At 73.2% G+C, this 26,622-nt stretch carries 23 protein-coding genes; 11 read left to right on the top strand and 12 right to left on the bottom strand.

Annotated features, from left to right (window positions below; translation table 11 throughout):
• The first annotated feature begins 235 nt into the window (after positions 1-235).
• On the top strand, positions 236-1,975 hold the full coding sequence (locus ACFCXS_RS10745; RefSeq protein WP_376643030.1) for a SulP family inorganic anion transporter: 1,740 nt from the start codon (positions 236-238) through the stop codon (positions 1,973-1,975).
• A gap of 95 nt (positions 1,976-2,070) precedes the next feature.
• Here ACFCXS_RS10745 and ACFCXS_RS10740 read toward each other — a convergent pair whose 3' ends face one another.
• The gene (locus ACFCXS_RS10740) at positions 2,071-2,499 is read right to left on the bottom strand and encodes a peptidase inhibitor family I36 protein (protein WP_376642907.1); all 429 of its coding nucleotides are present in this window, start codon (positions 2,497-2,499) and stop codon (positions 2,071-2,073) included.
• A gap of 232 nt (positions 2,500-2,731) precedes the next feature.
• Between ACFCXS_RS10740 and ACFCXS_RS10735 the strand changes: the two genes are divergently transcribed.
• Positions 2,732-4,069, top strand: coding sequence for a helix-turn-helix domain-containing protein (locus ACFCXS_RS10735; protein ID WP_376642906.1), 1,338 nt, complete (start codon positions 2,732-2,734; stop codon positions 4,067-4,069).
• A 6-nt stretch (positions 4,070-4,075) separates the two neighbouring features.
• Here ACFCXS_RS10735 and ACFCXS_RS10730 read toward each other — a convergent pair whose 3' ends face one another.
• From ACFCXS_RS10730 to ACFCXS_RS10710, 5 genes are all read right to left on the bottom strand, one after another.
• The gene (locus ACFCXS_RS10730) at positions 4,076-4,843 is read right to left on the bottom strand and encodes an SDR family NAD(P)-dependent oxidoreductase (RefSeq protein ID WP_376642905.1); all 768 of its coding nucleotides are present in this window, start codon (positions 4,841-4,843) and stop codon (positions 4,076-4,078) included.
• A 79-nt stretch (positions 4,844-4,922) separates the two neighbouring features.
• A complete protein-coding gene (locus ACFCXS_RS10725) occupies positions 4,923-5,507 on the bottom strand; it encodes a TetR/AcrR family transcriptional regulator (protein ID WP_376642904.1) in 585 nt (194 codons plus the stop codon).
• 45 nt (positions 5,508-5,552) lie between these two features.
• Positions 5,553-5,903 (bottom strand): nitrite reductase small subunit NirD, encoded by a 351-nt coding sequence (gene nirD / locus ACFCXS_RS10720; RefSeq protein WP_376642903.1) that lies wholly within the window; start codon positions 5,901-5,903, stop codon positions 5,553-5,555.
• A complete protein-coding gene (gene nirB, locus ACFCXS_RS10715) occupies positions 5,900-8,509 on the bottom strand; it encodes a nitrite reductase large subunit NirB (RefSeq protein ID WP_376642902.1) in 2,610 nt (869 codons plus the stop codon). Before nirB ends, nirD begins: the two co-directional genes overlap by 4 nt.
• The gene (locus tag ACFCXS_RS10710) at positions 8,509-9,726 is read right to left on the bottom strand and encodes an NAD(P)/FAD-dependent oxidoreductase (protein ID WP_376642901.1); all 1,218 of its coding nucleotides are present in this window, start codon (positions 9,724-9,726) and stop codon (positions 8,509-8,511) included. The genes nirB and ACFCXS_RS10710 overlap by 1 nt, the downstream gene beginning before the upstream one ends.
• A gap of 184 nt (positions 9,727-9,910) precedes the next feature.
• Here ACFCXS_RS10710 and ACFCXS_RS10705 point away from each other — a divergent pair, with 184 nt between their 5' ends.
• A complete protein-coding gene (locus ACFCXS_RS10705) occupies positions 9,911-10,693 on the top strand; it encodes a sulfite exporter TauE/SafE family protein (RefSeq protein ID WP_376642900.1) in 783 nt (260 codons plus the stop codon).
• Here the strand turns inward: ACFCXS_RS10705 and ACFCXS_RS10700 are convergent.
• A complete protein-coding gene (locus tag ACFCXS_RS10700; RefSeq protein ID WP_376642899.1) occupies positions 10,690-11,583 on the bottom strand; it encodes an NAD(P)-dependent oxidoreductase in 894 nt (297 codons plus the stop codon). The genes ACFCXS_RS10705 and ACFCXS_RS10700 overlap by 4 nt on opposite strands.
• Before the next feature lie 103 nt (positions 11,584-11,686).
• Between ACFCXS_RS10700 and ACFCXS_RS10695 the strand changes: the two genes are divergently transcribed.
• Entirely contained in the window at positions 11,687-12,079 is a 393-nt protein-coding gene (locus ACFCXS_RS10695; RefSeq protein ID WP_376642898.1) for a winged helix-turn-helix transcriptional regulator, read from the top strand.
• On the opposite strand, the gene ACFCXS_RS10690 is transcribed toward ACFCXS_RS10695, so the two are convergent.
• The 3 genes from ACFCXS_RS10690 to ACFCXS_RS10680 all read right to left on the bottom strand — a co-directional run bounded on the left by ACFCXS_RS10690 (position 12,017) and on the right by ACFCXS_RS10680 (position 14,075).
• Positions 12,017-12,676 carry a class F sortase gene (locus tag ACFCXS_RS10690; RefSeq protein WP_376642897.1) on the bottom strand — a complete coding sequence of 220 codons (660 nt, stop codon included), beginning with the start codon at positions 12,674-12,676 and terminating at the stop codon, positions 12,017-12,019. The two genes, ACFCXS_RS10695 and ACFCXS_RS10690, sit on opposite strands and share 63 nt — an antisense overlap.
• A gap of 112 nt (positions 12,677-12,788) precedes the next feature.
• Positions 12,789-13,310 carry a hypothetical protein gene (locus tag ACFCXS_RS10685; RefSeq protein WP_376642896.1) on the bottom strand — a complete coding sequence of 174 codons (522 nt, stop codon included), beginning with the start codon at positions 13,308-13,310 and terminating at the stop codon, positions 12,789-12,791.
• 348 nt (positions 13,311-13,658) lie between these two features.
• Positions 13,659-14,075 (bottom strand): gamma-glutamylcyclotransferase family protein, encoded by a 417-nt coding sequence (locus ACFCXS_RS10680; RefSeq protein ID WP_376642895.1) that lies wholly within the window; start codon positions 14,073-14,075, stop codon positions 13,659-13,661.
• Positions 14,076-14,214: 139 nt separating this feature from the next.
• Between ACFCXS_RS10680 and ACFCXS_RS10675 the strand changes: the two genes are divergently transcribed.
• Entirely contained in the window at positions 14,215-15,861 is a 1,647-nt protein-coding gene (locus ACFCXS_RS10675; RefSeq protein WP_376642894.1) for a M4 family metallopeptidase, read from the top strand.
• A 3-nt stretch (positions 15,862-15,864) separates the two neighbouring features.
• Here ACFCXS_RS10675 and ACFCXS_RS10670 read toward each other — a convergent pair whose 3' ends face one another.
• Positions 15,865-18,060, bottom strand: coding sequence for a molybdopterin oxidoreductase family protein (locus ACFCXS_RS10670; RefSeq protein ID WP_376642893.1), 2,196 nt, complete (start codon positions 18,058-18,060; stop codon positions 15,865-15,867).
• 394 nt (positions 18,061-18,454) lie between these two features.
• Between ACFCXS_RS10670 and ACFCXS_RS10665 the strand changes: the two genes are divergently transcribed.
• Genes ACFCXS_RS10665 through ACFCXS_RS10655 form a run of 3 tightly spaced genes read left to right on the top strand, consistent with a single transcriptional unit; the run spans position 18,455 to position 22,053 of the window.
• Positions 18,455-19,975: an amino acid adenylation domain-containing protein gene (locus ACFCXS_RS10665; protein WP_376642892.1), complete on the top strand. Its 1,521-nt coding sequence runs from the start codon at positions 18,455-18,457 to the stop codon at positions 19,973-19,975.
• A complete protein-coding gene (locus ACFCXS_RS10660) occupies positions 19,972-21,243 on the top strand; it encodes a hypothetical protein (protein WP_376642891.1) in 1,272 nt (423 codons plus the stop codon). The genes ACFCXS_RS10665 and ACFCXS_RS10660 overlap by 4 nt, the downstream gene beginning before the upstream one ends.
• A 12-nt stretch (positions 21,244-21,255) precedes the next feature.
• Complete coding sequence (locus tag ACFCXS_RS10655; RefSeq protein WP_376642890.1) at positions 21,256-22,053, top strand: enoyl-CoA hydratase-related protein; 798 nt, start codon at positions 21,256-21,258, stop codon at positions 22,051-22,053.
• Between the two features lie 45 nt (positions 22,054-22,098).
• Here the strand turns inward: ACFCXS_RS10655 and ACFCXS_RS10650 are convergent, their stop codons facing one another.
• The gene (locus ACFCXS_RS10650) at positions 22,099-22,797 is read right to left on the bottom strand and encodes a vancomycin high temperature exclusion protein (RefSeq protein WP_376642889.1); all 699 of its coding nucleotides are present in this window, start codon (positions 22,795-22,797) and stop codon (positions 22,099-22,101) included.
• A gap of 213 nt (positions 22,798-23,010) precedes the next feature.
• Here ACFCXS_RS10650 and ACFCXS_RS10645 point away from each other — a divergent pair, with 213 nt between their 5' ends.
• The 3 genes from ACFCXS_RS10645 to ACFCXS_RS10635 all read left to right on the top strand — a co-directional run bounded on the left by ACFCXS_RS10645 (position 23,011) and on the right by ACFCXS_RS10635 (position 26,609).
• Positions 23,011-23,781 (top strand): sirohydrochlorin chelatase, encoded by a 771-nt coding sequence (locus ACFCXS_RS10645; RefSeq protein ID WP_376642888.1) that lies wholly within the window; start codon positions 23,011-23,013, stop codon positions 23,779-23,781.
• A gap of 117 nt (positions 23,782-23,898) precedes the next feature.
• Positions 23,899-25,209: a deoxyguanosinetriphosphate triphosphohydrolase gene (locus ACFCXS_RS10640; protein WP_376642887.1), complete on the top strand. Its 1,311-nt coding sequence runs from the start codon at positions 23,899-23,901 to the stop codon at positions 25,207-25,209.
• 134 nt (positions 25,210-25,343) lie between these two features.
• Positions 25,344-26,609, top strand: a complete 1,266-nt coding sequence (locus ACFCXS_RS10635) for an NAD(P)/FAD-dependent oxidoreductase (RefSeq protein ID WP_376642886.1) — start codon at positions 25,344-25,346, stop codon at positions 26,607-26,609.
• The last annotated feature ends 13 nt before the right edge of the window (positions 26,610-26,622 follow it).

Raw genomic sequence — 26,622 nt, 5'->3', positions numbered from 1 at the left:
CACCGCGACCTCCGCCCCGGGCGACCGCCCCGCGGGCGGCGATGTGCTGGGAGGTACGCCCGAAGGGCCGCCGGGAAGGCCCGGAGGATGGCCGGGCGGCTGGTTCGGGGGCGGGGCGGGGGGAGACGCGGACCGCGGGTCGGCCGGAGGCCATCCCGGGCGCCCGGAAGCCCCGGGGCGGCCGAATGCCCCCGGTGGGCCGGGCGCCGGTGCGGTCGGCGGGCTGATCCGGGGGCTGCTGAGCGGGGCCAGGGGCGGCGGCGTCGGGAAGGGAGGTGACCGCAAGGGGGCAGCGAGGGCGGACCTCGTCACCGACGTCACCGCCTCCCTCGTCGTCTTCCTCGTCGCCCTGCCGCTGTGCATCGGTGTCGCCGTCGCCTCCGGTGTTCCCGCCGAACTCGGGATCATCTCCGGGGTGATCGGCGGCCTGGTCGTCGGCGCGGTCCGGGGCAGCACGCTCCAGGTCAGCGGCCCGGCCGCGGGGCTCGCCGCCCTGGTCGCGGAGACCGTCGCCGAGGTCGGCGTGGCGATGCTCGGCCTGATCGTGCTGTTCGCCGGCCTCCTCCAGATCGTCCTGGGACTGGTACGCCTCGGCCGGATGTTCCAGGCCATCTCCGTCGCCGTCGTCCAGGGCATGCTCGCCGGCATCGGCGTACCGCTGATGTTCAGCCAGGCCTATCCGATGGCCGACGCCAAGGCCCCCGGCACCCCGATCGAGAACATCGCCGGGATCCCCGGGCTGCTGGCCGGCATCCTGACCGACCCGCAGGCGGTGATCGCCACTCTGCTCGGCGTCGTCACGATCGTGCTCAGCTTCGTCTGGAAGAAGGTGCCCGGACCGGCCGGGAAGATCCCCGCCGCCCTGGTCGCCGTGGGCATCGGCGTACTCGTCGCCGCACTGCCCGGCGTGGACGTGAAGACCCTCCAGGTGGGCAACCTGCTCAACTCGGTGGACGTGCCGGGGGCCGAGCAGTTCGCGGCGCTCGCCGACGGGACGATCATCACCGCCATCCTCACCTTCACGGTCATCGCGTCCGCGGAGAGCCTGTTCACGGCCGCCGCCGTGGACCGGATGCACAGCGGCCCGCGCACCCGCTACAACACCGAGCTGATCGCCCAGGGCGCGGGCAACACCGTCGCGGGCCTCCTCGGCGCGCTCCCCATCACCGCGGTGGTGGCGCGCAGTTCGGCGAACGTCCAGGCCGGGGCCAAGACCCGGCTCTCGCGCACCCTGCACGGCCTGTGGCTGCTCGCGTTCGCGCTGCTGCTGCCGCAGGTGCTCGCGCTGATCCCGATCTCCGTGCTGGCCGGCGTCCTCGTGCACAGCGGCTGGAAGCTGTTCGGGCCCGCCGAGTTCCCGAAGATGTGGCGGCAGGACCGGGGCGAGTTCGCGGTGATGACGATGACCATGCTGGTCATCGTGGCGACAGCGCTGCTGGAGGGAGTGCTGTTCGGTCTCGCCGCGGGGATCGTGCTGGCCGCGCTGCGCATGTCGCAGACCGTGGTCCGCCAGCACGTCGAGCAGGACACGGCGAAGGTCGTCATGGCGGGCAACGCCACGTTCCTTCGGCTGCCGAAGGTGATCGACGCGCTGGAGGCGGCCGCCGCGTCCGGAAAGCCGCGGATCCGTCTCGACCTGACCGGTGTGACCCACCTGGACCACGCCTGCCGCAACCAGGTCGAGGAGTTCACCGCCCAGCAGCGGGGGCTGGGGCTGCGGGTGGAGCTGCTGATGCCGGGGGAGGCGAAGCAGGCCGGTACCGAAACGCCCGCCTTCGAGGCTCCGGCTACGGCGCCGCTGCCCAGGCGCCGGGTCCCTACGGGACAGGAGGAGGCGGCCGGGCCGTCGCGCCGGCCCACCGCGCAGGAGGAGCCGGCCGGGCCGCCGCCCTGGCCCACCGCCGACGCCGAGTGGTTCTACCTCGACACCCGGCCCCTGCCCGAGGAGCAGGCGCGCTCGCCCCTCGTGGGCTGACCCACCCGCGCGCGAGCCGCTACCGCGGGGCATGACGCGGTGGCGTGCACACCCGAGTGGGCGTGCACGCCACCGCGTTCGCGTGCGGGGCCGGGTCAGCCGCAGCTGCCGGAGATCCACCGGTGGGAGCGGACCTTGTACGTACCGGCCAGGTTGCCGCCGTGCTGCTGCCGGGTGCAGCCGACGCGGTCGGAGTAGTCGGCGCCCCGGTAGTACGCGACACCGCTGGAGCTGCTGGTGCCGGCGTTCCACACCGACTTCACGTTGGTCGTGGCGGCCCAGGAGCACCGGACGGCACCGCTCTGCCAGTCGGGGTCGGCCACGTCCCACGAGCACTTGCTGCCGGTGAAGTTGGCGCCTGTCCAGAAACAGACGTGGCCGGACGCGCAGTCCACCGCGGTGGGCGCGGCCGGGGCCGCCGACGCGGAGTTCGGCACGGCCAGGGCGGTGAGGGCCGCGGCGCTGACGGCGAGAACCGCGAGCAGCGGGTTCCTACGGGTGTGCCGGAGTGCGGAAAGGCGCATGAGCCTGGTCTCCTCGGAGTCGGGGGACGGTGCTGCGGACGGCCAGACGCTGGCAAGGTGTGGCCGGGCCGGGCAAGGACGGCGGGGCCGGTTGGGATGCCGGGACGGCGTCCCGCCGCCTGCCTGGCGGGTTCCCGAACCGTTGGGACGGCCATGGGACGCCTTTGGTGGCACAGTGTCGGCACGAGACGCCCGACCAGCGTCCGCCGGGGACTCCGAGGGGGGAGAGGCGTTGTCCGCATGCCCTGAAACGGAGCGGTTCGCCGCGCTGCTGCGTTCGCTCAAGAGCCGGTCCGGGCTGAGTTACGAGGCCCTCGCCAGGAAGTCCGGACTGTCCGGTTCGTCGTTGCACCGGTACTGCCGGGGCACGTCGGTGCCGCAGGACTACGGGAGCGTCCACCGGCTGGCCACGGTGTGCGGCGCGACCCCGGACGAACTGCGCACCCTGCACCGCCTGTGGGCCCTGGCGGACGCGGCACGGTCCGCCGCCGACGCCCCGCCCGTGGACCGGCCTGACGCCCCGCCTGTGGACCGGCCTGACGCCTCGCCTGTGGACCGGCCTGACGCCTCGCCTGTGGACCGGCCTGACGCCTCGCCTGTGGACCGGCCTGACGCCTCGCCCGTCGACCGGCCCGACACCCCGCCCCTGGACCGGCCCGACACCCCGCCCGTCGACCGGCCCGACACCCCGGCCTCGGCCCTCGACGGCGCAGACACCCCGCCTCCGGCCCCCGACCGGCCCGAGGCCCTGCCCAAGGCCCCCGACGGCGCAGACACCCCACCCCCGGCCCCCGGCCGCACCGGTCGGCCGGACGCGGGGCCGGCCCCCAGGCCCGCCGGGGGACGGCTCCGTCGGCACCGGCTGCGCAGCTCCGTCGTGACCGCCGTGATCGTCGCCGCGGTCAGCCTCTCCGCCTGGGCCCTGACGAACGGCCGGTCGTCCTCCGGCGGCGGCGACGGACGCGGCACCGGCGAGGACCGGCCGTTGTTCTCGGCCGGCTGCCCGCCGGTGATCGCGATGGGCGAGCACGACGAGTGCGTGCGGGAGGTGCAGCGTCTGCTGCACGCCAAGGGCGCGGACATCGGCGTCGACGGGGACTTCGGGCCGCAGACCCTGCGCCGGGTCACGGCGTTCCAGGTGCTCGCCGGGCTTCAGCCCAACGGGGTCGTCGGGGAACCCACCAAGAAGGCGCTCTACACCTCTGACGTGCGGATGAGCGTGTGGTCCCCGGAGAAGGTGCGCGAGCGGGTCCGCGAGGTGTTCCCCGAGACGCCCGACAAGGCGGTGGCCATCGCCGACTGCCAGTCCTTCCTCGACCCGCTGCACATCCTGCCCAACACCAACGGCACCCGGAACTGGGGCCTGTTCCAGATCTCCGACGCCCGGCTGCGGGACCTGGGCGGCACGCCGCGCGAGGCCCTGGACCCGGAGTGGAACATCCAGGCGGCCCGGAAACTGTGGAGCCGGGACCACGACTTCGGCGACTGGCCCCACTGCGAACGCGCCGCCGACGCCCCCCGCTCCCCGTCCCCCCGGCATTCGTCCACGACGGCGCGGCCACCGGGCTGAACCGGCTCAGGCGGTGGAACCGCCGTCCACCACCAGGTCGGTGCCCACGACCGACGCCGCGTCGTCCGAGGCCAGGTACAGCACGGCGGCCGCGATCTCCTCGACCGTCGAGACACGGCCGACCGGTACCGCGGTCCGCATGCGCTCCGCGCGGTCGGCCTCCGTCTCGCCCGGCTTGAAGGACATGGTGGTGGCGCTCGCGCCGGGTGAGACGGCGTTGATGCGGACGCCGTCGGCGATGTGGTCCAGGGCGGCGCCGCGCGTGAGGACCGACACGGCCGCCTTCGTGGCGCCGTAGGCGGTCATGCCGGGGATGCGGCCGTGGACGCCGATGCGGGAGGCGATGTTGACGATGGCGCCGCCGCCCGGCTGGGTGCGCATCCGGCGCACCTCGGCCTGGAGGGCGAGCAGCACGCCGGTGACGTTGATGTCGAGCATCCGGCGCCAGGCGTCCTCCGGGACGTCCGCGGCGGGCTGCCCGCCGGCCTCCAGGACTCCCGCGTTGTTCACCGCGACATCGAGCGAGCCGAAGCGATCCACCGTGGCGTCGACCAGATCCCGCAGGTCGTCGGCCCGGGTGACGTCCGCGGTGACGGCCAGGGCCTTGCCGCCCGCCTCCTCGATCAGCGTCACGGTCTCCTCCAGCGGCTCCCGGCGCCGTCCCGCGACGATGACGTGCGCGCCCTCCGCCGCGAACGCGAGGGCGGTGGCACGTCCGATGCCGGAGCCGGCGCCGGTGACGAGGGCGGTCCTGCCGATGAAACGGTTCCGCATGATTTCTCCTGCCGAGTTTCTTGACTGATCGGTTCAGCATTCGGGCATGAAAAAGGGCACCCTCTCGGAGTGCCCGTTCTCAGTCGAGCAGGGCCAGGGCCTGCTCCGCGGCGTCCCGCACCCGGCCCGGGTCCGCCGACGCCTTGCCGACGACCCGCAGCCCCTGCATCAGGACCAGCAGCATGCGGGCGAGGGTGCGGGGATCGCGTCCCTCGTCCAGTTCGCCCTGGGCCTGCGCGCGGACCAGGGCCGACCGCAGCAGGGTCTCCAGCTGGTCCCAGCTGTGCTCCACGCGACGGCACGCGGCACTGTCGTGCGGGGCCAGTTCGGCGGCCGTGTTGACGACGAAACAGCCGGTCGAACGGCGGTCGTCGGCGGTGGACTCGGCGGCGAAGCGGCGCACCACCGCCCGTACGGCGGGCAGCGCCGGCCCCGGCATCGACAGCTCGCCCAGCAACTGCGGGTCGCACGACTGCTGGTAGCGGTCCAGCGCCTTCAGGTACAGCTCGTGCTTGCTGCCGAAGGTCGCGTAGATGCTGGCGCGCCCCACGCCGAGGTGCGCGACGAGGTCGGACATCGACGTCGCCTCGTAGCCGCGCCGCCAGAACAGCTCGAGGGCTGCCTGGAGCGCGGCGTCCGGATCGAACTCCTTGGTCCTGGCCACGTACCGCAGCCTAGGTCCATCGAGAATGATCGGTCAAGAAAGGTTCTACGAGGTCCGCACCTTGTACGCCGTCACCCGGACCGTCTCGTCGTCCAGGCACTCGCCGGACGACAGGTCGAAGCGCTGCTTCAGCAGGGGCGAGGCGACGAAGGGGCGGCCCTGGTGGGTGCCGGTGAGGCCCCGGGAGAGGACGGCCGCGCCGGTGAAGGGGTCGCGGTTGTCGATGGCGAACAGGTCACCGGAGCGGTCACGGAAGACCGCGGCCTGCCGGCCGTCCGGCAGCAGGGCGGCCACCCCGCGGCCCGGGAGCAGCGCGCGCAGGTCGCAGACCGTGAACCAGTCGTCGTCCAGGGCGATCTCGATCGTGAGGTCGGTGGTCTCGGGTGCCAGGGTCATCGCTGGGCGCTTCCTTCCAGTACGTCAGCGGCGGGTCGCATGCCGATCGACAGCAGCGGCAGGTCGGGCTTCATCTGGTCGCGCTCGGGCACGAAGGCGACGACGGGGTCCGGGGTGTCCGGGGCGTTCACGAAGGACACGAACCGGGCGAGCTTCTCGGGGTCGTTGATGGTCTCGGCCCACTCGTCGCGGTAGTGCGCCACATGCGCCCGCATCAGCTGCTCCAGCTCGTCGCAGATGCCGAGCGAGTCGTGGACGACGACGTCCCGCACGTGGTCGAGGCCGCCGGGGATCCGCTCCAGCCAGGTCGAGGTGCGCTCCAGGCGGTCGGCTGTACGGATGTAGAACATCAGGAACCGGTCGATCAGGCGGACCAGTTCGGCGTCCGACAGATCCTGGGCGAGCAGGTCGGCGTGGCGGGGCGTGGCACCGCCGTTGCCGCCGACGTAGAGGTTCCAGCCGTTGGCCGTGGCGATCACGCCGAAGTCCTTCGACTGGGCCTCCGCGCACTCGCGCTGGCAGCCCGAGACCGCCGACTTGAGCTTGTGCGGCGACCGGAGCCCCCGGTAGCGCAGCTCCAGGTCGATCGCCATCTTCACGGAGTCCTGCACGCCGTAGCGGCACCAGGTCTGACCCACGCAGGACTTCACCGTGCGCAGCGACTTGCCGTAGGCGTGGCCGGACTCGAAGCCGGCGTCCACCAGCCGGGCCCAGATCAGCGGCAGCTGCTCGACGCGGGCGCCGAACATGTCGATCCGCTGACCACCGGTGATCTTCGTGTAGAGGCCGAAGTCCCGGGCGATCTCACCGATCACGATCAGCTTCTCCGGGGCGATCTCGCCGCCGGGGATCCGCGGCACGACCGAGTACGAGCCGTTCTTCTGCAGGTTGGCCAGGAAGTGGTCGTTGGTGTCCTGCAGCGAGGCCTGCTCGCCGTCCAGGACGTAGCCGCTCGCGCCGATCGTCGGGGCGAGGGAGGCGATGATCGAGCCGACGGCCGGCTTGCAGATCTCGCAGCCGTCACCGCCCCGGGCCTCCTCGCGGCCGTGCCGGTCGAGCAGGTCCTGGTAGGTGGTGATGCGCAGGGCATGGACGATCTCGTAGAGCTCCTCGCGGGTCTGCCCGAAGCAGCCGCACAGGCCCTTGTCGACCTCGACGCCGCTCGCCTCCAGCTCGGCGTTGACGAGCTGGCCGAGGACCTTCACACAGGAGCCGCAGCCGGTGCCGGCCTTGGTGCACTTCTTCACCTCGGGCACGGTCGTGCACTGGTGGTCGGTGACCGCGCCGCGGATCGCGCCCTTGGAGACGTTGTGGCAGGAGCAGACGATCGCGTCGTCCGGCAGCGCCGACGGGCCGAGCTGCACGGACTCCCCGGCACCGGCCGGCAGCACCAGCGACTCGGGCGAGACCGGCGGGACCGAGCCGGTGAACGCCTTCAGCGTGCCGTACGCGTCCGCGTCACCGACCAGGATGCCGCCGAGCAGCGTGCCGTCCCGGCCGATGACCAGCTTCTTGTACAGGCCCGCGCGGGAGTCGGAGTAGACGACGTCCAGGCAGTCCTCGGCGGTGCCGTGCGCGTCGCCGAAGGACGCCACGTCCACGCCGAGCAGCTTCAGCTTGGTGGACAGGTCGGCGCCGGTGAACGACGCCTCGTCGGAGGCGATGGTGGCCGCCGCCGTCTCGGCCTGCTCGTAGCCCGGGGCCACCAGGCCGTACACCCGGCCGTCGGAGGCCAGCGCGCACTCGCCGATCGCGAAGACGTGCGGGTCGGCGACCGTACGGCACTGCTCGTCGACCGTGATGCCGCCGCGCTCGCCGACCGTCAGTCCGCAGTCGCGGGCCAGCTGGTCGCGGGGGCGCACACCGGCGGAGAACACCACCATGTCGGTGGCCAGTTCGGAGCCGTCGGAGAGCTTCATGCCGGTGACGGCGCCCTCGGCGTCGACCAGGATCTCCTGGGTGCCCACGCCCGTGTGGACGCTCAGGCCCATCTCCTCGATGGTGCGCAGCAGCGCGGCGCCGCCGCCGTCGTCCACCTGGACGGGCATCAGCCGGGGCGCGAACTCCACGATGTGGGAGGTGAGCCCGAGGCCCTTCAGCGCGCCGGCCGCTTCCAGCCCGAGCAGACCGCCGCCGACCACCGCGCCGACCGTCGCCTTCGACCTGGCGTACTCCTCGATCGCGAGCAGGTCCTCGATCGTGCGGTAGACGAAACAGCCCTCGGCGTCCTTGTTCGGGACCGGCGGGACGAAGGGGAAGGAGCCGGTGGCGAGGACCAGGGTGTCGTAGTCGAAGACCTGGCCCGAGCGGGCCGTGACCCTCTTCGCCTCACGGTCGACGGTCTCGGCCGGGTCGCCGACGTACAGCTCGATGCCGTGCGTCGCGATGAACTCCATGTCGGTCATGGAGAGGTCCTCGGGCGTCTTCCCCGAGAAGTACGAGGTGAGGGCGACGCGGTCGTAGGCCGGACGCGGCTCCTCGCAGAGTACGACCACGCGGTGCGTGGCGGTCAGGCCGCGCTCGGCGAGCGCTTCGAGGAAGCGCTGGCCGACCATGCCGTGGCCGACGAGCACGATCGTGGGGGTCGACCCCGGGGTGGCCGTCATCAGGAGCCTCCATCGTTGGTGAGCAGGTGGAGCAGGGGGCCGCCGTCGGAGGGGAGCGGCTCTGCTCCCTCCCAGGCGCGGGCGAGCGCGCCGACGGTGCCGAGTTCGCCGACGAGGACCCCGCCGACCAGGCGGTCGTCGCGGACGACGACCTTGCGGTAGGTGCCGCGGGTGGCGTCGGCGAGCTGGACGACGTCGTCGCCCGGGAGCGCCTCGGTCTCGCCGAACGCGGCGAGGTCGAAGGGGCTGTCGTGCCCCGTGAGGGTGAGCCGGGTCAGCGAGCGCGTGCCGGTGTACCGGGCGTTCGTGTCCCCGGCCAGCAACTCGGCCAGCGCGTCGGCCTGTTCGAGTGCCGGAGTGGCGAGTCCGTAGAGCACGCCGGCGTGCTGGGCGCAGTCGCCGACGGCGTGGATGTGCGGGTCGGAGGTGCGCAGCTCGTCGTCGACGACGACGCCCTTGCGGACGTCGAGCCCGGCGTCCTGCGCGAGACCGACCCGGGGGCGGACACCGCAGGCGACGACCACCAGGTCCGCGTCGAGCGCGTATCCGTCGGCCATCTCCACCGAGCGGACCGCGCCACCGACGCAGCGCACGTCCCGCACGCGGCACTCGGTGTGCACCTCGACGCCGAGGTCGGTCAGATGCCGCTTGACGAGCTTCGAGGCGGCCGGGTCGAGCTGGCGCTCCATCAGCCGCTCGGACTGCTGGGCGAGCACGACCTGGGCGCCTCGAAGGGCGAGGGCCCGGGCCGCCGACACACCGAGGAGACCGCCGCCGACGACGACGGCCCGCGCGCCCGGCCGGACCGCCTTCGACAGCCCCAGGCAGTCGTCCATGGTCCGGAAGGCGTGGACGCCCTCGGGCAGTTCGTGATTCTCGGTGAACAGGCCCCGCAGCGGCGGCAGTACGGGGTTGGAACCGGTCGCGAGAACGAGCCGGTCGTATGCGATCACCGTCCCGTCCGCACATTCGACGGTCCGCCGCGCACGGTCGACGCCGACGACCCGGCCGCGCATGATCCGGGCCGGCGCCGGCAGGGCGATCACCTCGGGGCTGTACCGTCCGGCCAGCACCTCGGCGAGCAGGACCCGGTTGTAGGGCCGGTGCTCCTCCTCGCCGATCAGCAGCGCGGGCGTGCCGAGCTCACCGAGCCGCCGGGCGAGCCGTACGCCCGCGAGGCCGGTGCCGATCACCACCACACGCTCATTCGAGGTCATGTCCTTGAGCGTGCGGTGCCGGTGTTACCCGGTGGCATCACCTCTGTTTCCCGCGGGGAACGCTGCCCTCAGCGGGCCGGGGCGATGGGTGTGAGGGTTCCTGAACTGCGACGACGGCCGACTGTGAGGGCGCTCGCACCGGCGTCGTCCGGGCGTCGCACCACTCTCGCATAGGCTCGCGATCATGCCCGACATATCGCTGACCATGATCGTCCTGCTCTGCGTCGCGGCCCTCGCCGCCGGGTGGATCGACGCCGTGGTCGGCGGGGGCGGCCTCCTGCTGCTGCCGGTGCTGCTGCTCGGCCTGCCCGCGCACACACCCGCCGCACACGCGCTCGGCACGAACAAGGCGGTCGCCATCGTCGGCACCACGGGCGCCGCCGTGACGTACGCCCGCAAGGCCCCGGTGGACGTGCGCACCGCCGTCCGCATCGGGCTGGCCGCCCTCGCCGGGTCCTCCGCCGGGGCCTTCTTCGCGGCCGGGATGAGCACCGACGTCCTCAAGCCGGTGATCATGGTGGTACTGCTCGGGGTCGCCGCCTTCGTGATCCTGCGGCCCGCCTTCGGCACGGCCCCCGCGACCGGCCCGGCCGGCCGCCGCCGGATCCTCGCCGCGATCGGTTTCGCGGGCCTCGGCATCGGCTTCTACGACGGTCTGATCGGCCCCGGCACCGGCACGTTCCTGGTCCTCGCGCTGACCGCGATCCTCCACCTCGACCTCGTCACGGCCTCCGCCACCGCGAAGATCGTCAACTGCTGCACCAACGCGGGGGCGCTGGCCACCTTCGCCTGGCAGGGCGCCGTCCTGTGGCAACTGGCCGCCCTGATGGCCGTCTTCAACCTGGCGGGCGGCACCCTGGGCGCCCACACCGCCCTGAGGCAGGGCAGCGGCTTCGTCCGCGTCGTGCTGCTGACGGTCGTCTTCGCCCTGGTGGGGAACATGGCGTACGAGCAGTGGATCGCCTAGCGCCTCCGCAGGTCCAGCAGTTCGACCACTCCCGTCCCGTCCTCGTCCCCGTGCCCCTGCGCGACCCTGCGCTCCATGAGGCGCATGTACGGCGTCAGCAGCTCCGGACTGACCCGCTGCTCAACGGCCGTGCGCAGCAGGGTCGCGTTGCCCGCCACCTGCATCGCGAGGTTGGAGACGACGCCCCCGGTGTAGTCGCCGCTCTGGAGCCGCTCGGCGCCGGCGTGCGCGGCCGGGGCCATCGCGGTGAGCCAGTCCACGAGCAGCGGTGCGAGGTCCTTCGGTGCGATGTCCTCGGGGCGGATCAGTGCGAAGGCGTGGGCGACGCCCGCGAACATGCCGCTCATCGCGCTCAGCAGCGCCACGTCGTGCAGCGCGGCGAAGCCCGGGTCGGCCCCGGCGTAGCGGGTGCCGGCCGGGACGGCGAGCGTGTCGCGGTGCTCCTCGAACAGCTCGGGGGAGCCGCTGTAGAAGACATAGCCTCCTGATTCCGGCTGCCCCACCATCGGCGGTACGGCCATGATCCCGCCGTCCAGGAAACGGGCGCCGCGGGCTCGGGCCCAGGCGGCGCGGGTACGGCCCTGGGCCGGGGTGCCCGTGGTGAGGTTCACCAGGTCCCGCCCGGCCAGGTCGGCCCCTTCCAGGGCTTCGCCCACGGACGCGTCGTCCAGCAGGCAGGCGATCACGAGCCGGTTCGCGGCCACGGCCTCGGCCGCGCTCGCGGCGACCGCGGCGCCCTCGGCGGCGAGGGCTTCCGCACGGGCGGCGGTGCGGTTCCAGACGGTCACCTCGTGCCCGGCGGCCAGCCAGGTCCGGGCGAGGGCGGTGCCCATGGCCCCGGTGCCGAGCAGAGTGAGAGGAGTACGGGGAACAACTGCGGTGTCGGTCATGGCGTTTAGGCTCGTCGCAGGGGAGCGCCTGCTCAAGTACGTACTTCGCAGTGGGTGGTTACCTCGGGGAAAGGGTGCAGGCAGCGCAAGGGGAGGGGCGGGCATGGGGACGACCGGGCGGCGGCCGGGGGCGTACGTGTGCGGGATCGACGCGGCGATGGACGTGATCGGCGGCAAGTGGAAGGTGCTGATCCTCTGGGCGCTGGACGAGCGGCCGTGCCGTTTCGGGGAGCTGCGCCGCGAACTGCCGGGCGTCACCGAGAAGGTGCTCGCCTCGCACCTGCGGGAGATGGAGGCCGACGGGCTGGTGCACCGCGAGGCGTACGACGAGGTGCCGCCGCGGGTGGAGTACTCGCTGACGGCCCGGGGCGCCTCCCTGAACCAGGCGCTGGAACCGCTGGGTGCCTGGGGGAGGGCCAACGTCCTGGATGCGTCACCGGCTGCCGGTCAGGTGGGCGAAGACGACGACGTTGCCCTGGTACCCGGTGCCGCGTGACCAGCCGCCGCCGCAGGTGATGACCCGCAGCTCGGGGCGGCGGGCGGCACCGTAGACCTTCTCGTCGGGGAAGGCCTTCGCGGCGTACACCTCGACGGCGTCCACGGTGAACACCGCGACGCCGCCGTCCCGCCGGTCCACCTCGATCGTGCTGCCCCGGGCCAGGGCTCCGAGGTCGTAGAAGACGGCGGGGCCGTCGGCGTTGTCGACGTGCCCGGCGACGATCGCCGTGCCGCGCTCACCGGGGGTGGTGCCGGACTCGTACCAGCCGGCGAGGTTCTCGTCCGCCGCGGGCGGCACGTCGAGGCTGCCCGTCTTCGTCAGGCCGAGTCCCGTCAGCGGCGCGTCGACCCGGATCGCGGGGATGCGGATGCGGTCGGGCGGCGAGGGCGGCAGCGCGGGCACGGCCGGCCGCTCACCGGCCCGGCCGCCCAGCCCGGCCCGGGTCTGCGCGGCGGACGGCTGCGGCGGGGCGTGCGTCTCGGCGCCGTTGCGCAGCAGCCACACCCCTGAGCACAGGGCGAACACCGTGACGGCCGCCATGGCCGCGTTCGCGGGACTGCGGACGCCGCTGCCGAAGCCGGGGACCCTGCGCATACCCACCCCTTCCTGAGCTCGGGCCCCGTGCCCCCCTCCGGGCCGCGAGGGGCGTCGGACCCGGAGGGGGAGGGGACATGCGGTACCGGCGACGGACAGCGGAGGGTGTCCGTCAGATCCCGTCGCCTCTCGCCCGGCGATGCAGGAGCCAGGTACCGCCCGCGGCGGCGACGGCGAGAGCCGCCACACCGGCCGCGGTCTGCACGGGATCGGGGCCCAGGGCGCCGCCGACCCCCGTCTTCACACTCCCCCGGGGACGCACCTGCCCGCGCACCGGCGTCAGCGTGACCACCACGTCCCCGGTGAGCCGCCGGCCGCTGCGCCCGCAGGTCGCGGTGATCTCGTAGGTGCCGGGCTGCGCACTCGGCGGCACCCTGAACCGCCCGGTCGCGTCCTGCCCGTGCGCGTCCGGCGCCAGGCTGAGGGAACCCGCCCCGACCGCGCCGGCGTCGCCCGTCGCCGAACCGCCGTCGCCGCAGGCCGGCGCGCGCACCGTGACCTGCCCCCCGGGGACGACCGACGCCGGGGACACCTCCAGGCCGCCGGTGGACGCGCCGTGGGCGGGGGCGCAGGCGAGGGCCACGGCGGCGACGGCGAACGCGGTGGCGGTCAGCGGCCGGGCGGTACGTCGCATCGGTGCTCCCTCGAGCGGTTCGGTCGTGCGCCTGCCCTTCGAGGTAACGGGCAGCGGCACGACCGCGCTTGCTGAGGGGCCGTCAGAATTGGGGTGAATGGGTGTCAGGGAGCGGTGAACCGGCTGCCTGCCACAGCCGTTTCAGCAGGTCACAGGCGTTCGGTGGGCGGGGCGCGGAAAAGCCCGGGGTGCGCGTGTGAACGGGTGACCGGGTGTACGCGCCGGCGCCCGACCTGGCGGCGCCCGGCCTCGAGAACCGTCGAGGTACGGGTCCGGGGCGGGTGAATCCCACAGCCTGACACCGCGGCCCGCTTCTCTCACGTCGCCGCCCTCCGGCCCCGCGGCTCCTCACACCCGTGCCCGCCAGTCCCCGCCCGTGATGGCCCGTCCCCGGGCCCGAAGCCGTGCGGCGACGGCGGGCGCGGCCACGTACACCCAGGCCCGCAGGGCCGCCCCGTCGCACTCCCGGACGACCTTCCGCTCGACGCGCTCGTACAGACTGCGCGGATCCCCCGGCACGTACTCCTCCAGCCGGTCCAGCTCCGCGAGCAGGCCCGCGTAGGCCTCGGGCAGCGCGGTGACCAGCTCCCCGCTCACCGTGCCGCCGCCCGGCTCCTCGACCGCGTACGGGTAGCCCGGCCCCTCGTAGAGCACCGCGTCCGCGAGCCTGCCCGGCTCCTCGGAGCGGGTGCGGCCGCGCAGGAAGAGGCCGTGGTTGACCTCCCCCGGACGGAGGGTGCCGTAGACGAAGAAAGGCAGGGTCACAGGAACGATTCTGCACCCTCACACACCTCCACAGCGGGGCTATGGACATGCCAGGTCCGTGACGCCTTAACTCGCGGTCAACATCAACGCCGCCCCCGGTCGACCCCACGCGACCGGGTGCGCCCGTATGAGGAGACCGATGAGTCGGATACGTCATGTCCGCGGTTCCCGTCTCGCCCTCGCCGGTGTGGCCGTCACCGGTACCACCGCCCTGCTGGCCGCCGTTCTCTCCCCGGCCGCCGGCGCGGCCGACCGGCCGACCAGGCCGGGCGCGATCGAGGACGCGGAGGCGGTGCTCGCGGACCGGGCCGGAGCCCTGGGCCTCACCCCGGCCCAGGAGACGAAGGTCCGGGACGTCGTCGTCGACGAGGACGGCACCCGGCACGTGCGCTACGACCGCACCTACCACCGACTCCCGGTGCTCGGCGGTGACTTCGTGCTCCACCTGAACCCGGACGGCACCTACCGGGGCACGAGCCGTGCGACGAAGGCCGCGCTCTCCCTGGCGAGCGTCACCCCGAAGGTGACCGCCCCCAGGGCCGCCGACCTCGCGGCGGGCCTGCTGCGCGCCGCGCACCTCGGCGAGACCCTGAAGAAGCTCAAGTCCAAGCCCCGCCTCGTCGTCGACGCCCTGCACGGCGCCCCCAGGCTGGCCTGGCAGACCGACGCGGTGGCGCACGACGAAATCGGCAACCCGGTCGGGCGCACGGTGCTGACCGACGCGACGACCGGCGACCGCATCGACGCCTGGGACTCCATGGAGTCGGCGTCGGGCGACGGCAAGTCCCTCTACGGCGGCACGGTCCCGCTGGAGACGACGGCGTCCGGCTCCTCGTACCAGCTGAAGGACGCGACGCGCGGCGGCACCTACACCGGGGACGCCGCGAACAAGACGGACAAGTGCCTGCTGACCGTCTGCCTGACCCGCGCCCCCGCGACGCTCTTCACGGACTCCGACAACCAGTGGGGCACGGGCGAGGCCGCCGACCGGTCCACGGTCGCGGTGGACGCCCAGTACGGCACGGACGCCACCTGGGACTACTACAAGAAGGTCCACGGCCGTAACGGCATCGCCGGCGACGGCAAGGGCTCCTTCAACCGCGTCCACTACGGCAAGGACTACAACAACGCCTTCTGGGACGACAACTGCTTCTGCATGACCTACGGCGACGGCGACGGCAAGCTGATGGGCCCGCTGGTGTCGCTGGACGTCGCCGGGCACGAGATGTCCCACGGTGTGACGTCGAAGACGGCGGCGCTGACCTACTCGGGCGAGTCCGGCGGCCTGAACGAGGCCACGTCGGACATCTTCGGCACCCTGGTGGAATTCCACGCGGAGAACGCCGAGGACCGGGGCGACTGGCTCATCGGCGAGAAGGTCGTCCGCTCCGGCCTCGGCCGCGAGGCCCTGCGCTTCATGGACAAGCCTTCCAAGGACGGCAAGTCCGCCGACTGCTGGAACGCCAAGCTCGGTGACCTCGACGTGCACTACTCCTCGGGCGTCGGCAACCACTTCGCCTACCTGCTCGCGGAGGGCAGCGGCGGCAAGACCCTCAACGGCGTCGCCTACAACTCCCCGACCTGCGACGGCTCCACGGTGAACGGAATCGGCCGGGCCGCCCTGGGCAAGATCTGGTACCGGGCCCTGACGGTCTACATGACGTCCTCGACGGACTACGCGGACGCCCGCACCGCGACCCTGAGCGCGGCCAAGGACCTCTACGGCGCCGACAGCACCGAGCAGAAGGCGGTGGCGGCGGCCTGGAAGGCCGTCGCCGTGAGCTGACCGCTACCGCTCGACGGGCTCCAGCCGCACCGCGCACGCCTTGAACTCCGGCATCCGGGAGGTCGGGTCGAGCGCGGGGTTGGTGAGGGTGTTGGCGCGGCCCTCGCCCGGCCAGTGGAAGGGCATGAAGACGGTGTCGGGCCGGATGGCGTGCGTGATCCTCGCGGGCGCCACCGCCCGGCCCCGCCGCGACACGACGGCCACCGGATCGCCCTCGGCCGCTCCGAGCCGGGCCGCAAGCCTCGGGTGCAGCTCCACGAACGGCCCGGGAGCGGCGGCGTTCAGCTCCGCCACGCGCCGGGTCTGCGCCCCGGACTGGTACTGGGCCACGACCCGCCCGGTGGTCAGCAGCACGGGGTATTCCTCGTCGGGCTCCTCCGCGGTCGCCCGGTGCGAGACGGGGACGAACCGGGCCCGGCCGTCCGGCGTGGCGAAGCCGTCGAGGAAGAGGCGGGGCGTGCCCGGGTGCACGGCAGACGCCTCCCCGCCGGGCAGGGTGCCCTCGGCCTGACCCTTCCCGTCGGGCAGGGTGCCCTCGGCCGGGCCCTTCCCGTCGGGCAGGGCGCCCCCGCCCTCGCCCTCCGGCTCCACCGGCGCGGGGCACGGCCAGAACACCCCGTTCTCCTCGGCCAGCCTCCGGTACGTGATCCCCGAGTAGTCCGCCGCCCCGCCCGCCGACGCCCGGCGCAGTTCCTCGAAGACCTCCTCCGGATCGGTCGGGAAGCCCTTCTCCACGCCCAGGCGGGCGGCGAGTTCGTGCAGGATCTCCAGGTCGCTGCGGATGCCGTCGGGCGGGGTGATCGCCCGGCGTCGCAGCAGCACCCTGCCCTCCAGGTTCGTCGTCGTGCCCGTCTCCTCGGCCCACTGGGTGACCGGCAGGACCACGTCCGCGAGCTCCGCCGTCTCCGACAGCACCACGTCGCAGACCGCCAGGAAGTCCAGTGACCTGATGCGCTCCTCGATGTGCGCGGCACGCGGTGCCGACACCACCGGGTTCGACGCCATCAGCAGCAGCGACCTGATGTCGGTGCCCAGCGCGTCCAGCAGCTCGTAGGCGCTGCGCCCCGGCCCGGGCAGGCTGTCCGGGTCCACGCCCCACACCTCGGCGACGTGCGCCCGGGCGGCCGGGTCGTCGAGCTTGCGGTAGCCCGGCAACTGGTCGGCCTTCTGCCCGTGTTCGCGCCCGCCCTGCCCGTTGCCCTGGCCGGTCAGGCAGCCGTACCCGGAGCGCGGGCGGCCCGCCCGGCCGGTGGCCAGGCACAGGTTGATCCACGCGCCCACCGTGTCGGTGCCCTTGGACTGCTGCTCGGGCCCCCGTGCGGTGAGCACCATCGCCGACTCCGGCTCGCAGAACATCCGGACGACCTCGCGGAGTCGAGGAACGGACACACCCGTGATCCGTTCCACGTACTCGGGCCAGTGCGCCATCGCGGCGGCCCGGGCGTCCTCCCAGCCGGTCGTGCGTTCCCTGACGTACTCCTCGTCCACCCGGCCTTCGGCGATCACCAGGTGCAGCAGGCCCAGGGCGAGGGCCAGGTCCGTGCCCGGCCGGGGCGCCAGGTGCAGGTCCGCCTGCTCCGCGGTCTTCGTGCGGCGCGGGTCGATGACGATCAGCGTGCCGCCGTTCTCCTTCAGCTCGGTGAAGAACCGCAGCGACGGCGGCATGGTCTCCGCGAGGTTCGACCCCACGAGGATCACGCAGCCGGACTTCGGGATGTCCTCCAGCGGGAAGGGCAGCCCGCGGTCGAGCCCGAACGCCTTGATGCCGGCGGCGGCCGCCGACGACATGCAGAAACGCCCGTTGTAGTCGATCTGGGAGGTGCCGAGCACGACCCGCGCGAACTTGCCGAGGCTGTAGGCCTTCTCGTTCGTCAGCCCGCCCCCGCCGAACACCCCGACCGCGTCCGGCCCGTACTCCGCGCGCGTGCGGCCCAGCCCCGCGGCGATCCGCTCCAGCGCCTCGTCCCAGGAGGCGGGCACCAGCGTGCCGCCCTCGTCGCGCACCAGCGGGGAGGTCAGACGCACGTTCCGCGCCAGCACCGCCGCCGATGTACGCCCCTTGCCGCACAGGGCGCCCCGGTTCACCGGGAAGTCCGCGCGCTCGCTCACCTCGACGGTCCCGTCCGGGGCGGGCGTGAGGTTCATCCCGCACTGCAGGGCGCAGTACGGGCAGTGCGTGGGCGTCGCGGTGTTCTGCATGCCGTCCAGCGTGCGTCGGCCGTGTTACGCCGGGGACGGCTCCCTGTTACGCGGCCGGGACGGCAACCTCCCCGCCGCCGCCCCGCCCGCGTGAGGCAGGAGCCCGCCGCCCTGGCGAGACACAGGCCCGCCCTCCTTCAGGTCGTCGCCGACCGGCACGGACGTTGCCCGTGGGACGAGAAACGCCACATGTGGCTCATTGCGTTCCTTTCTTGGCCGATCCGACCTCGTTGAGAGTTGAAGCAGCGGCACTACGCTCTCGCTACGCGCAGCGCTCGCACGACTCCGCACGGCGTTCGACACCCGGGCATGCCCGCCGCTCACGGCAGCATCCACCCGCGGCCGGACCGCAGGTGGCAATCCGACCTCGAAACAGCCAGGAGGCCACCCGATCATGCCTCTGCGCCATTTGACCCCCCGCGACCAGCAGCTCTTCAGGCAGTACGGCCGAGGCCCCGCCGTCCCCGTCCCCGACCCCCTCCTGCACCACGCCGTCGCCCGGCACGCCGCGGCCACCCCGCACGCCGTCGCCGCCGAACACCAGGGCGCCCGCATCACCTACGGCCGGCTCGACCGCTGCGCAGGCGCCCTCGCCGCCCGCCTGGTCCGCGAGGGCGTCCGCCCCGGCGACCACGTCGGCCTGTTCGTCCGCCGCTCGATCCCGATGCTGGTCGGCCTGCTCGGCATCCTGAAGGCCGGCGCCGCCTACGTCCCCCAGGACATCGGCCTCGCGCCCCCGGCCCAGCTCACCCACGTCATCCGCACCGCCCGCACCCGGATCGTCCTCACGGTCGCCGAGCACGCCCACCGCGTGCCCCTGCCCGACGGCCATCTGCTGCTCCCGCTCGACGAGCCCCTGCCGTACGCCCCGGCCCCGCGCGTCCGCGTCACCGGCGACGACGGCGCCTACGTCCTGTTCACCTCCGGCACCACCGGCCGCCCCAACGGCGTGCGGGTCAGCCACCGCAACGTCGCCAACCTCCTGCTCACCGCCCCGGGCGACCTCGGCGTCCGGCCCGGCGACCGGGTCGCCCAGCTCCTCAACATCGCCTTCGACATGGCCGCCTGGGAGATCCTCGGCTGCCTCACGCACGGCGGGACCCTCGTCATCCGCGGCAAGGACATCGCCGCGGCGGCCCGCACGGCGGACGTGCTCGTCGCGACCCCGACCGTGCTGTCCGGCCTCGACCCGGCCGCCTGCCCGCGGGTGCGCACGGTCGCCGTGGCGGGGGAGCCCTGCCCACGCCCGCTGGCCGACCGCTGGGCCCGGCAGGCCGCCTTCTTCAACGGCTGCGGCCCCACCGAGACGACGATCGTCAACACGATGAGCCGCCACGTCCCGGACGCCCCGCTGCTCACCATCGGCCGCCCCACCCCCAACAACACCGTCTACGTTCTCGACGCCGACCGCCGTCCCGTGCCGGTCGGCGAGCCCGGCGAGATGTGGGCCGGCGGCGACTGCGTGTCCGCCGGCTACCTCGGCGACGACGCCCTCAACGCAGAGCGGTACGCCCCCGACCCCTTCCTCGGCGGTGGCCGGCGCATGTTCCGCACCCGCGACCTCGGCCGCTGGACGCCCGGCGGCGAGCTGGAGCACCTCGGACGCACCGACGACCAGGTGAAGGTGCGCGGCTTCCGCGTCGAACTGGACTCCGTCTCCTCCGTCCTGGAGTCCGCGGCCGGCTGCACGCGGGCCGTCACGCTGAAACGCGACGCCCGCACCCTGGTCTCCTTCGTCTGCCCGGCGGACGTCGACCCGGAAGCGGCGCGCCGGGCGGTCGCGGACGCCCTGCCCTACTACTGCGTCCCGGAGCGGATCCTCCCGCTGGCCCTCCTGCCCGAGACCGACCGGGGCAAGGTCGACAAACAGGCGTTGCTGCACATGATCGAGGAGCGCGTGGCGGTGGCGCGATGACCACCTCCCCGCCTCGGAACCAGCGAACCCGGAACCAGCAGGCCACCGACGGGCTCCCGCCTCTCCTGCCGGGCCCCCGCCGCCTGCTCAAGCACCCCCGCCTGATGCACTACAACCGGCTCGCGGCCCTGGTGCTCCTGGCCAACACGGCCTTCGCCTGGATCGGTTGGCCCCTGACCGCCCCCACCCTCGGGCACGCGGCCCTCGCCAACTTCGCCCTCGCCGTCGTCGTACGGCAGCAGTACGTCATCAACCTGCTGTTCCGGCTGGCGACTTCGGCGCCGACCAGCTGGCCGCTGCGGGTCCGCTGGTCGCTCGGCAAGGTGTACCACTTCGGCGGACTGCACATCGGCGGGGCACTGGCGGGCACCGCCTGGTTCCTGGCCTCGACGACCACGGCACCCGACGGCCCGGCCAGGGCGGTCGGGTGGACCCTGATCGCCCTCCTCGCCCTGATCATCGCCACCGCCCTGCCGCCCTTCCGCTCCCGTCGGCACGACCACTTCGAGAAGATCCACCGTTTCGGCGGCTGGACGGCGCTGGCCCTGTTCTGGACGCACACGCTGCTGGCGTCGCCGGGCCCCTGGGAGGTCGGCACGCTCGCGGTGATCACCTTCAGTGTCGCCCTGCCCTGGCTGCGGCTGCGCAAGGTGGACGTCCACCTCGAACGCCCCTCCTCGCACGTCGTGCTGGCCCGCTTCGACCACGGCGAGACCCCGTTCGCGGGCTCCTCCACCGCGATCAGCCGCAGCCCGCTGACGGAATGGCACTCCTTCGCCAACGTGCCCGCCCCCGGCGAGTCCGGCTTCCGGCTCACGATCTCCCGGGCCGGCGACTGGACCGGTTCCTTCATCGACGACCTGCCCCGGCAGGTGTGGGTCAAGGGCATCACCACGGCCGGGGTGGCCAACATCGAGGTCCTGTTCACCAAGGTGGTCTACGTCGCCACCGGCAGCGGCATCGGCCCCTGCCTGCCCCACCTGCTCGCCGCCCAGGTGCCCTCCCGGCTCGTCTGGGCGACCCGCGACCCCCGTACGACCTACGGCGACGCCCTGGTCGACGAGATCCTCGCCGTCCAGCCGCACGCCCGGATCTGGGACACCTCCCGGCACGGCAAGCCCGACATGGTGCGCCTCGCCCACGAGGCCTGCCGGGACTTCGGCGCCGAGGCGGTCATCTGCATCTCCAACAAGAAGCTGACCTGGCAGGTGGTCCACGGCCTGGAACGGCGGGGGATTCCGGCGTACGGCGCGATCTGGGACTCGTAGAAGGGGATGCTGATGAACCACCTGAAGCTGGAGCGGGACGGCCGGGTCGTGACCGTACGCCTGCACCGCCCGCACGTACGCAACGCGCTCAGCAGTGAGCTCCTCACCGAACTCCTGGACACACTGAGCCCGTTGGACGCGGATCCCGAGGTCGGCTGCTTCGTCGTCACCGGCTCGGACACGGTCTTCGCCGCGGGCGCCGACATCAGGGAGATGGCCGGGAAATCGGCCGTCGACATGATGGCCGAGGACTACTTCGCCGGCTGGGAGGAGTTCGCGGACCTCCGCACCCCCAAGGTCGCGGCCGTCAACGGTCATGCCCTCGGCGGCGGTTGTGAGCTGGCGATGATGTGCGACCTGGTCGTCGCGGGGGAGTCGGCCGTCTTCGGGCAGCCCGAGATCAAGCTCGGTGTGATCCCCGGCATCGGCGGCACCCAGCGGCTGACCCGGCTCGTAGGCAGGGCCACGGCCATGGACCTGGTCCTCACCGGTCGCACCATGGACGCACAGGAGGCTGGACGCTGCGGTCTCGTCTCCCGTGTGGTCCCCGACGACCGGGTCCTGCCAGAGGCCCTCGAAGCGGCGGCGGCGATCGCCTCGTACGGCAGTGCGGCGGTCAGCGCGGCCCGCGAGTGCGTCGACCGGGCCCTCGAAACCGGTCTGCGCGACGGGATCCGCTTCGAACGCCGCGTCTTCCACGCCCTGTTCGCCACCGACGACCAGAAGGAGGGCATGACGGCGTTCCTGGAGAAGCGCTCCCCGCGCTTCCACGAAGACGGACACAGGCCCGAAGACGAGCACGAGCACTGACACCGACACCCACCGACCGGCCGGGGGCGGACGCCCCCGGCCGGGTCACCCGCGAGGATCCCCGGCCGCCGCCAACGCCCGCCGCACACCCGGCTCCCGCGGCCCGAGGAAGCGCGGATCCGGACGGAACACCGCGTCCAGCGCGGCCTTCCCGGCGGCGAAGATCTCCCGGGTGCCCCCGTAGTACCAGGTCGCGTCGTGCACGGCGTCCACACCGACCCCGTACGAGGAGACCCCCGCCGCCTCGCACAGCGCCACCGCCCGCCGGATGTGGAAGCCCTGGCTGATCAGCACGGCCTGATCCACCCCGAAGATCTTCTTCGCGCGCACGCAGGAGTCCCAGGTGTCGAACCCCGCGTAGTCGCTGACGATCCGCCCGTCGGGCACCCCGTGCCGCGTCAGATAGGCGCGCATCGCGTCCGGCTCGTCGTAGTCCTCCCGGCTGTTGTCCCCGGTGACGAGCACCACCTCGACCCGCCCCTCCCGGTACAGCTTCGCCGCCGCGTCGAGCCGGTGCGCGAGATACGGCGAGGGCTCGCCCTCCCACAGCCCGGCACCGAACACCACCGCCACCTCGGTACGCGGCACGTCCGCCACCGTCCGCAGCCGGTCACCCGCCACGGCGTACATCCACGTCGCCGGAAGCAGGGCCAGCACGCACCCGGCCATCACGGCCTGCACCAGCCTCCGCTGCCCCCGCCGGGTACGCGGCAGCCGCGGTCTGCGCAACGTCACACGACGCATCGGACGGTCCCTCCCCAGGTCGGCCCCTCGACAGTCAGGGACGTCGTCCGGGACCGCCCGGTTCATCCGCAGCCACGTGACCAGCTTCACTCGTCTCGGGGAAACGGCAGGTCAAGGCAGCTCACACCGCCGCGTCCCACATCGTGAAGCGCTGGAAAACACCCGTGACGCCCATGCAACGGGAAGGCAACGCGCCACCGTCACCATCGGAGCATGCCCAGTCAGCTCAGCCTCGTCCCGCCGCCCGCCACGCGCCGCCCGGCCCCGCCCGCCCTCGTGGTCGTGGCCCACGGCAGCCGCGACCCCCGCGCGCTGAGCACGGTGAGCGCACTCCTCGACCGGGTCCGCGCTCTGCGCCCCGACGTGCCCGTGCACCTGGGCCACATCGAACTCAACGCCCCCCTGCTCCCCGACACCCTCGCGGCCCTGGGCGACACGGAGGCGGTCCTCGTCCCCCTCCTCCTCAGCCGTGGCTACCACGTCAAGCAGGACATCCCCGAGATGGCGGCGGCCTCCCGGGCCCGCACTCACCTGGCCGCCCCGCTGGGCCCCCACCCGCTCCTGGTCGACGCACTCCAGGCCCGCCTCACGGAAGCCGGCTGGGGCGGGACACCCCACCGCACCAGCGCGGTGATCCTCGCCGCCGCGGGCTCCCGAGACCCGGACGCGAAGACGGACACGGGCCGCACCGCCCACCTCCTGGCGACCCGCCTCGGCGTCCCGGTCATCCCGGCCTACGCCTCGGCGGCGACCCCGACGGTCGAAACGGCCGTCCGCACCCTCCTGGCGAGGGGCCGCCGCCACATCGCCCTCGCGTCCTACTTCACGGCCCCCGGCCGCTTCGCCACGGAGTGCGCCCGAAAGGCCCCCTGGACAGCGGCGGCCCCCCTGGGCACCCACCCCGCCATGGCCGACCTCGTCCTCCACCGCTACGACGAGGCGCTGGCGACGGCGGCTGCTCAACCGGTACTGGCCTCGGCCTGATGTCGCCGACGGGGACATGTCCTTAAGGGGCGCGGGGAACTGCGCGACCAGCCCAGAACAACGCGCACACGCCCCACAACAGAACCAGGCACACGCGTTGGCGCTTACTGTCGAGCCATGGACGGCACCGCACAACACCCCCCCGGCTACGACCCGACGTCAGTCGACCGCTGGGCCCCCGAACCCGACAAACGCCCCGGCCGCACCGCCTTCCAACGCGACCGGGCCCGGGTCCTGCACAGCGCCGCCCTCAGAAGACTCGCCGGCAAAACCCAAGTGGTGACGCCCGGCACCCTCGGCCCCGCCTGGGACGCCAGCCCCCGCACCCGCCTCACCCATTCGCTCGAATGCGCCCAGGTCGGCCGCGAGCTGGGCGCGGCCCTCGGCTGCGACCCCGACCTCGTGGAAGCCGCCTGCCTCTCCCACGACCTGGGCCACCCGCCCTTCGGCCACAACGGCGAACAGGCCCTCAACGAGTTCGCGGCGGACTGCGGCGGCTTCGAGGGCAACGCCCAGTCCCTCAGGCTCCTCACCCGCATCGAGCCCAAACGGTTCACCCCGGAACGCTCCGTCGGCCTCAACCTCACCCGCGCCGCCCTCGACGCCGCCACCAAGTACCCCTGGCCCCGCGGCGCCCACCCCACCGACCCGGCGTCGCACAAGTTCGGCGTCTACGAGGACGACCGCCCGGTCTTCGACTGGCTCCGCAAGGACGCCCCCGGCACCCGCACCTGCTTCGAGGCGCAGGTCATGGACTGGTCCGACGACGTGGCCTACTCCGTGCACGACGTGGAGGACGGCCTGCACGCCGGTCACATCGACCCGAACTGCCTGCATGCCGACCCCGAACGCCGGGACGTCTTCCAGGTCGCCCTCGGCCGGTACGTGCCCGCGGACACCGACCCCGCCGAGCTCGCCGAGGCCCTGGACCGGCTCCTCGCCCAGGAGTGGTGGCCGCACGGCTACGACGGAACCGCCGTCGCCCAGGCCCGTCTGAAGGACGCCACCAGCCAGCTCATCGGCCGCTTCTGCCTGGCCGCCGAGACCGCGACCCGCACCGCCTGGGGGTACCACCCAGGCCGTTCAGGCACTGGGGGAGGCGCCGGGCGGCTCACCCGGTACGCCGCGGAGCTGGTCGTCCCGCGCGAGACCCGCATGGAGTGCGCGGTCCTCAAGGCCGTCGCCGACCTGTACGTCATGCAGCGCGCCGAGCAGGAGCGACTGCGCGCCGACCAGCGGATCGTCGTCGCCGAACTGGCCGAGGCGCTCACCGCCCGCGCCCCGGACGGCCTGGACCCGCAGTTCCGCGCCCTGTTCGACCGAGCGGGGGACGACAGGGCGCGCAAGCGGGTGATCGTCGACCAGATCGCCTCCCTCACCGACACCTCCGCCCGTTCGCTTCACGCCCGTCTGACGGGGCAGGGATGAAACTGGCGTGACCGGCGGGACGCGAGCACCCCCGAATGTGACCCTCCGTGGCCTGATCGGGTCACTCCCTCTTCCCGCATCACGCTCCGTGCGGGACGCTCGCAAGTGGCGACACCCTGACGAGGAGGCACCAAGTGGTCGACGCGGATCAGACATTCGTCATCGTCGGAGGCGGACTGGCCGGCGCGAAGGCGGCCGAGACGCTCCGCGCGGAGGGCTTCACCGGCCGCGTGATACTGATCTGCGACGAACGCGACCACCCCTACGAGCGCCCGCCCCTGTCCAAGGGCTACCTCCTCGGCAAGGAGGAACGCGACAGCGTCTTCGTGCACGAGCCGGCCTGGTACGCGGCCCACGACATCGAGCTGCACCTCGGCCAGACCGTCGACGCGATCGACCGCACCGCGAAGACGGTCCGCTTCGGCGAGGACGGCACCCTCGTCCGCTACGACAAGCTGCTCCTGGCGACCGGTGCAGAGCCGCGCCGCCTGGACATCCCGGGCACGGACCTGGCCGGCGTGCACCACCTGCGCCGCCTCGCCCACGCCGAGCGCCTCAAACACGTCCTGACCAACCTCGGCCGGGACAACGGCCACCTCGTCATCGCCGGGGCCGGCTGGATCGGCCTGGAGGTCGCGGCGGCGGCCCGCGAGTACGGCGCGGAGGTCACGGTCGTCGAGCACGGGCCGACCCCGCTGCACGGCGTGCTGGGCCCGGAGCTCGGCGCGCTCTTCGCCGAGCTGCACCGCGAGCACGGCGTGCGCTTCCACTTCGGCAGGCGGCTGACGGAGATCGTCGGCCAGGACGGCATGGTCCTCGCGGCCCGCACCGACGACGGCGAGGAGCACCCGGCGCACGACGTGCTCGCGGCGATCGGCGCGGCCCCGCGGGTCGCTCTCGCGGAGGCGGCCGGGCTGGACATCGCCGACCGGGCGCAGGGCGGTGGCATCGTGGTCGACGAGCGGCTGCGCACCTCCGACCCCGACATCTACGCGGCCGGCGACGCGGCCTCCTTCCACCACGCCCTGTTCGCCACGAGCCTGCGGGTGGAGCACTGGGCCAACGCCCTGAACGGCGGCCCGGCGGCCGCGCGCTCCATGCTGGGCAGCGACGTGACGTACGACCGGGTGCCCTACTTCTTCTCCGACCAGTACGACCTGGGCATGGAGTACTCCGGCTGGGCGCCCGCGGGCAGCTACGACCAGGTGGTGATCCGCGGGGATGCCGGGAAGCGCGAGTTCATCGCGTTCTGGGTGAAGGACGGCAGGGTGCTGGCCGGGATGAACGTGAACGTGTGGGACGTCACGGACAAGATCCAGCGCCTGATCCGCTCCCGGGCGAGGGTGAACCCGGAGTCCCTGGCGGACCCGCACGTTCCGCTGGAGGGCCTCGCCTCCTAGCCGTCAGGACTGT

The sequence above is a fragment of the Streptomyces sp. NPDC056373 genome, from assembly GCF_042262425.1.
GTDB lineage: Bacteria > Actinomycetota > Actinomycetes > Streptomycetales > Streptomycetaceae > Streptomyces.
This window is presented reverse-complemented; position numbering and strand designations above follow the sequence as displayed.

Coding starts and splice junctions, on each gene's coding strand:
- ACFCXS_RS10740 (WP_376642907.1), bottom strand. CDS start 2,499: ATGCGCCTTTCCGCACTCCGGCACACCCGTAGGAACCCGCTGCTCGCG.
- ACFCXS_RS10730 (WP_376642905.1), bottom strand. CDS start 4,843: ATGCGGAACCGTTTCATCGGCAGGACCGCCCTCGTCACCGGCGCCGGC.
- nirD (WP_376642903.1), bottom strand. CDS start 5,903: ATGACCCTGGCACCCGAGACCACCGACCTCACGATCGAGATCGCCCTG.
- nirB (WP_376642902.1), bottom strand. CDS start 8,509: ATGACGGCCACCCCGGGGTCGACCCCCACGATCGTGCTCGTCGGCCAC.
- ACFCXS_RS10710 (WP_376642901.1), bottom strand. CDS start 9,726: ATGACCTCGAATGAGCGTGTGGTGGTGATCGGCACCGGCCTCGCGGGC.
- ACFCXS_RS10705 (WP_376642900.1), top strand. CDS start 9,911: ATGCCCGACATATCGCTGACCATGATCGTCCTGCTCTGCGTCGCGGCC.
- ACFCXS_RS10700 (WP_376642899.1), bottom strand. CDS start 11,583: ATGACCGACACCGCAGTTGTTCCCCGTACTCCTCTCACTCTGCTCGGC.
- ACFCXS_RS10695 (WP_376642898.1), top strand. CDS start 11,687: ATGGGGACGACCGGGCGGCGGCCGGGGGCGTACGTGTGCGGGATCGAC.
- ACFCXS_RS10690 (WP_376642897.1), bottom strand. CDS start 12,676: ATGCGCAGGGTCCCCGGCTTCGGCAGCGGCGTCCGCAGTCCCGCGAAC.
- ACFCXS_RS10685 (WP_376642896.1), bottom strand. CDS start 13,310: ATGCGACGTACCGCCCGGCCGCTGACCGCCACCGCGTTCGCCGTCGCC.
- ACFCXS_RS10675 (WP_376642894.1), top strand. CDS start 14,215: ATGAGTCGGATACGTCATGTCCGCGGTTCCCGTCTCGCCCTCGCCGGT.
- ACFCXS_RS10670 (WP_376642893.1), bottom strand. CDS start 18,060: ATGCAGAACACCGCGACGCCCACGCACTGCCCGTACTGCGCCCTGCAG.
- ACFCXS_RS10665 (WP_376642892.1), top strand. CDS start 18,455: ATGCCTCTGCGCCATTTGACCCCCCGCGACCAGCAGCTCTTCAGGCAG.
- ACFCXS_RS10660 (WP_376642891.1), top strand. CDS start 19,972: ATGACCACCTCCCCGCCTCGGAACCAGCGAACCCGGAACCAGCAGGCC.
- ACFCXS_RS10655 (WP_376642890.1), top strand. CDS start 21,256: ATGAACCACCTGAAGCTGGAGCGGGACGGCCGGGTCGTGACCGTACGC.
- ACFCXS_RS10650 (WP_376642889.1), bottom strand. CDS start 22,797: ATGCGTCGTGTGACGTTGCGCAGACCGCGGCTGCCGCGTACCCGGCGG.
- ACFCXS_RS10645 (WP_376642888.1), top strand. CDS start 23,011: ATGCCCAGTCAGCTCAGCCTCGTCCCGCCGCCCGCCACGCGCCGCCCG.
- ACFCXS_RS10640 (WP_376642887.1), top strand. CDS start 23,899: ATGGACGGCACCGCACAACACCCCCCCGGCTACGACCCGACGTCAGTC.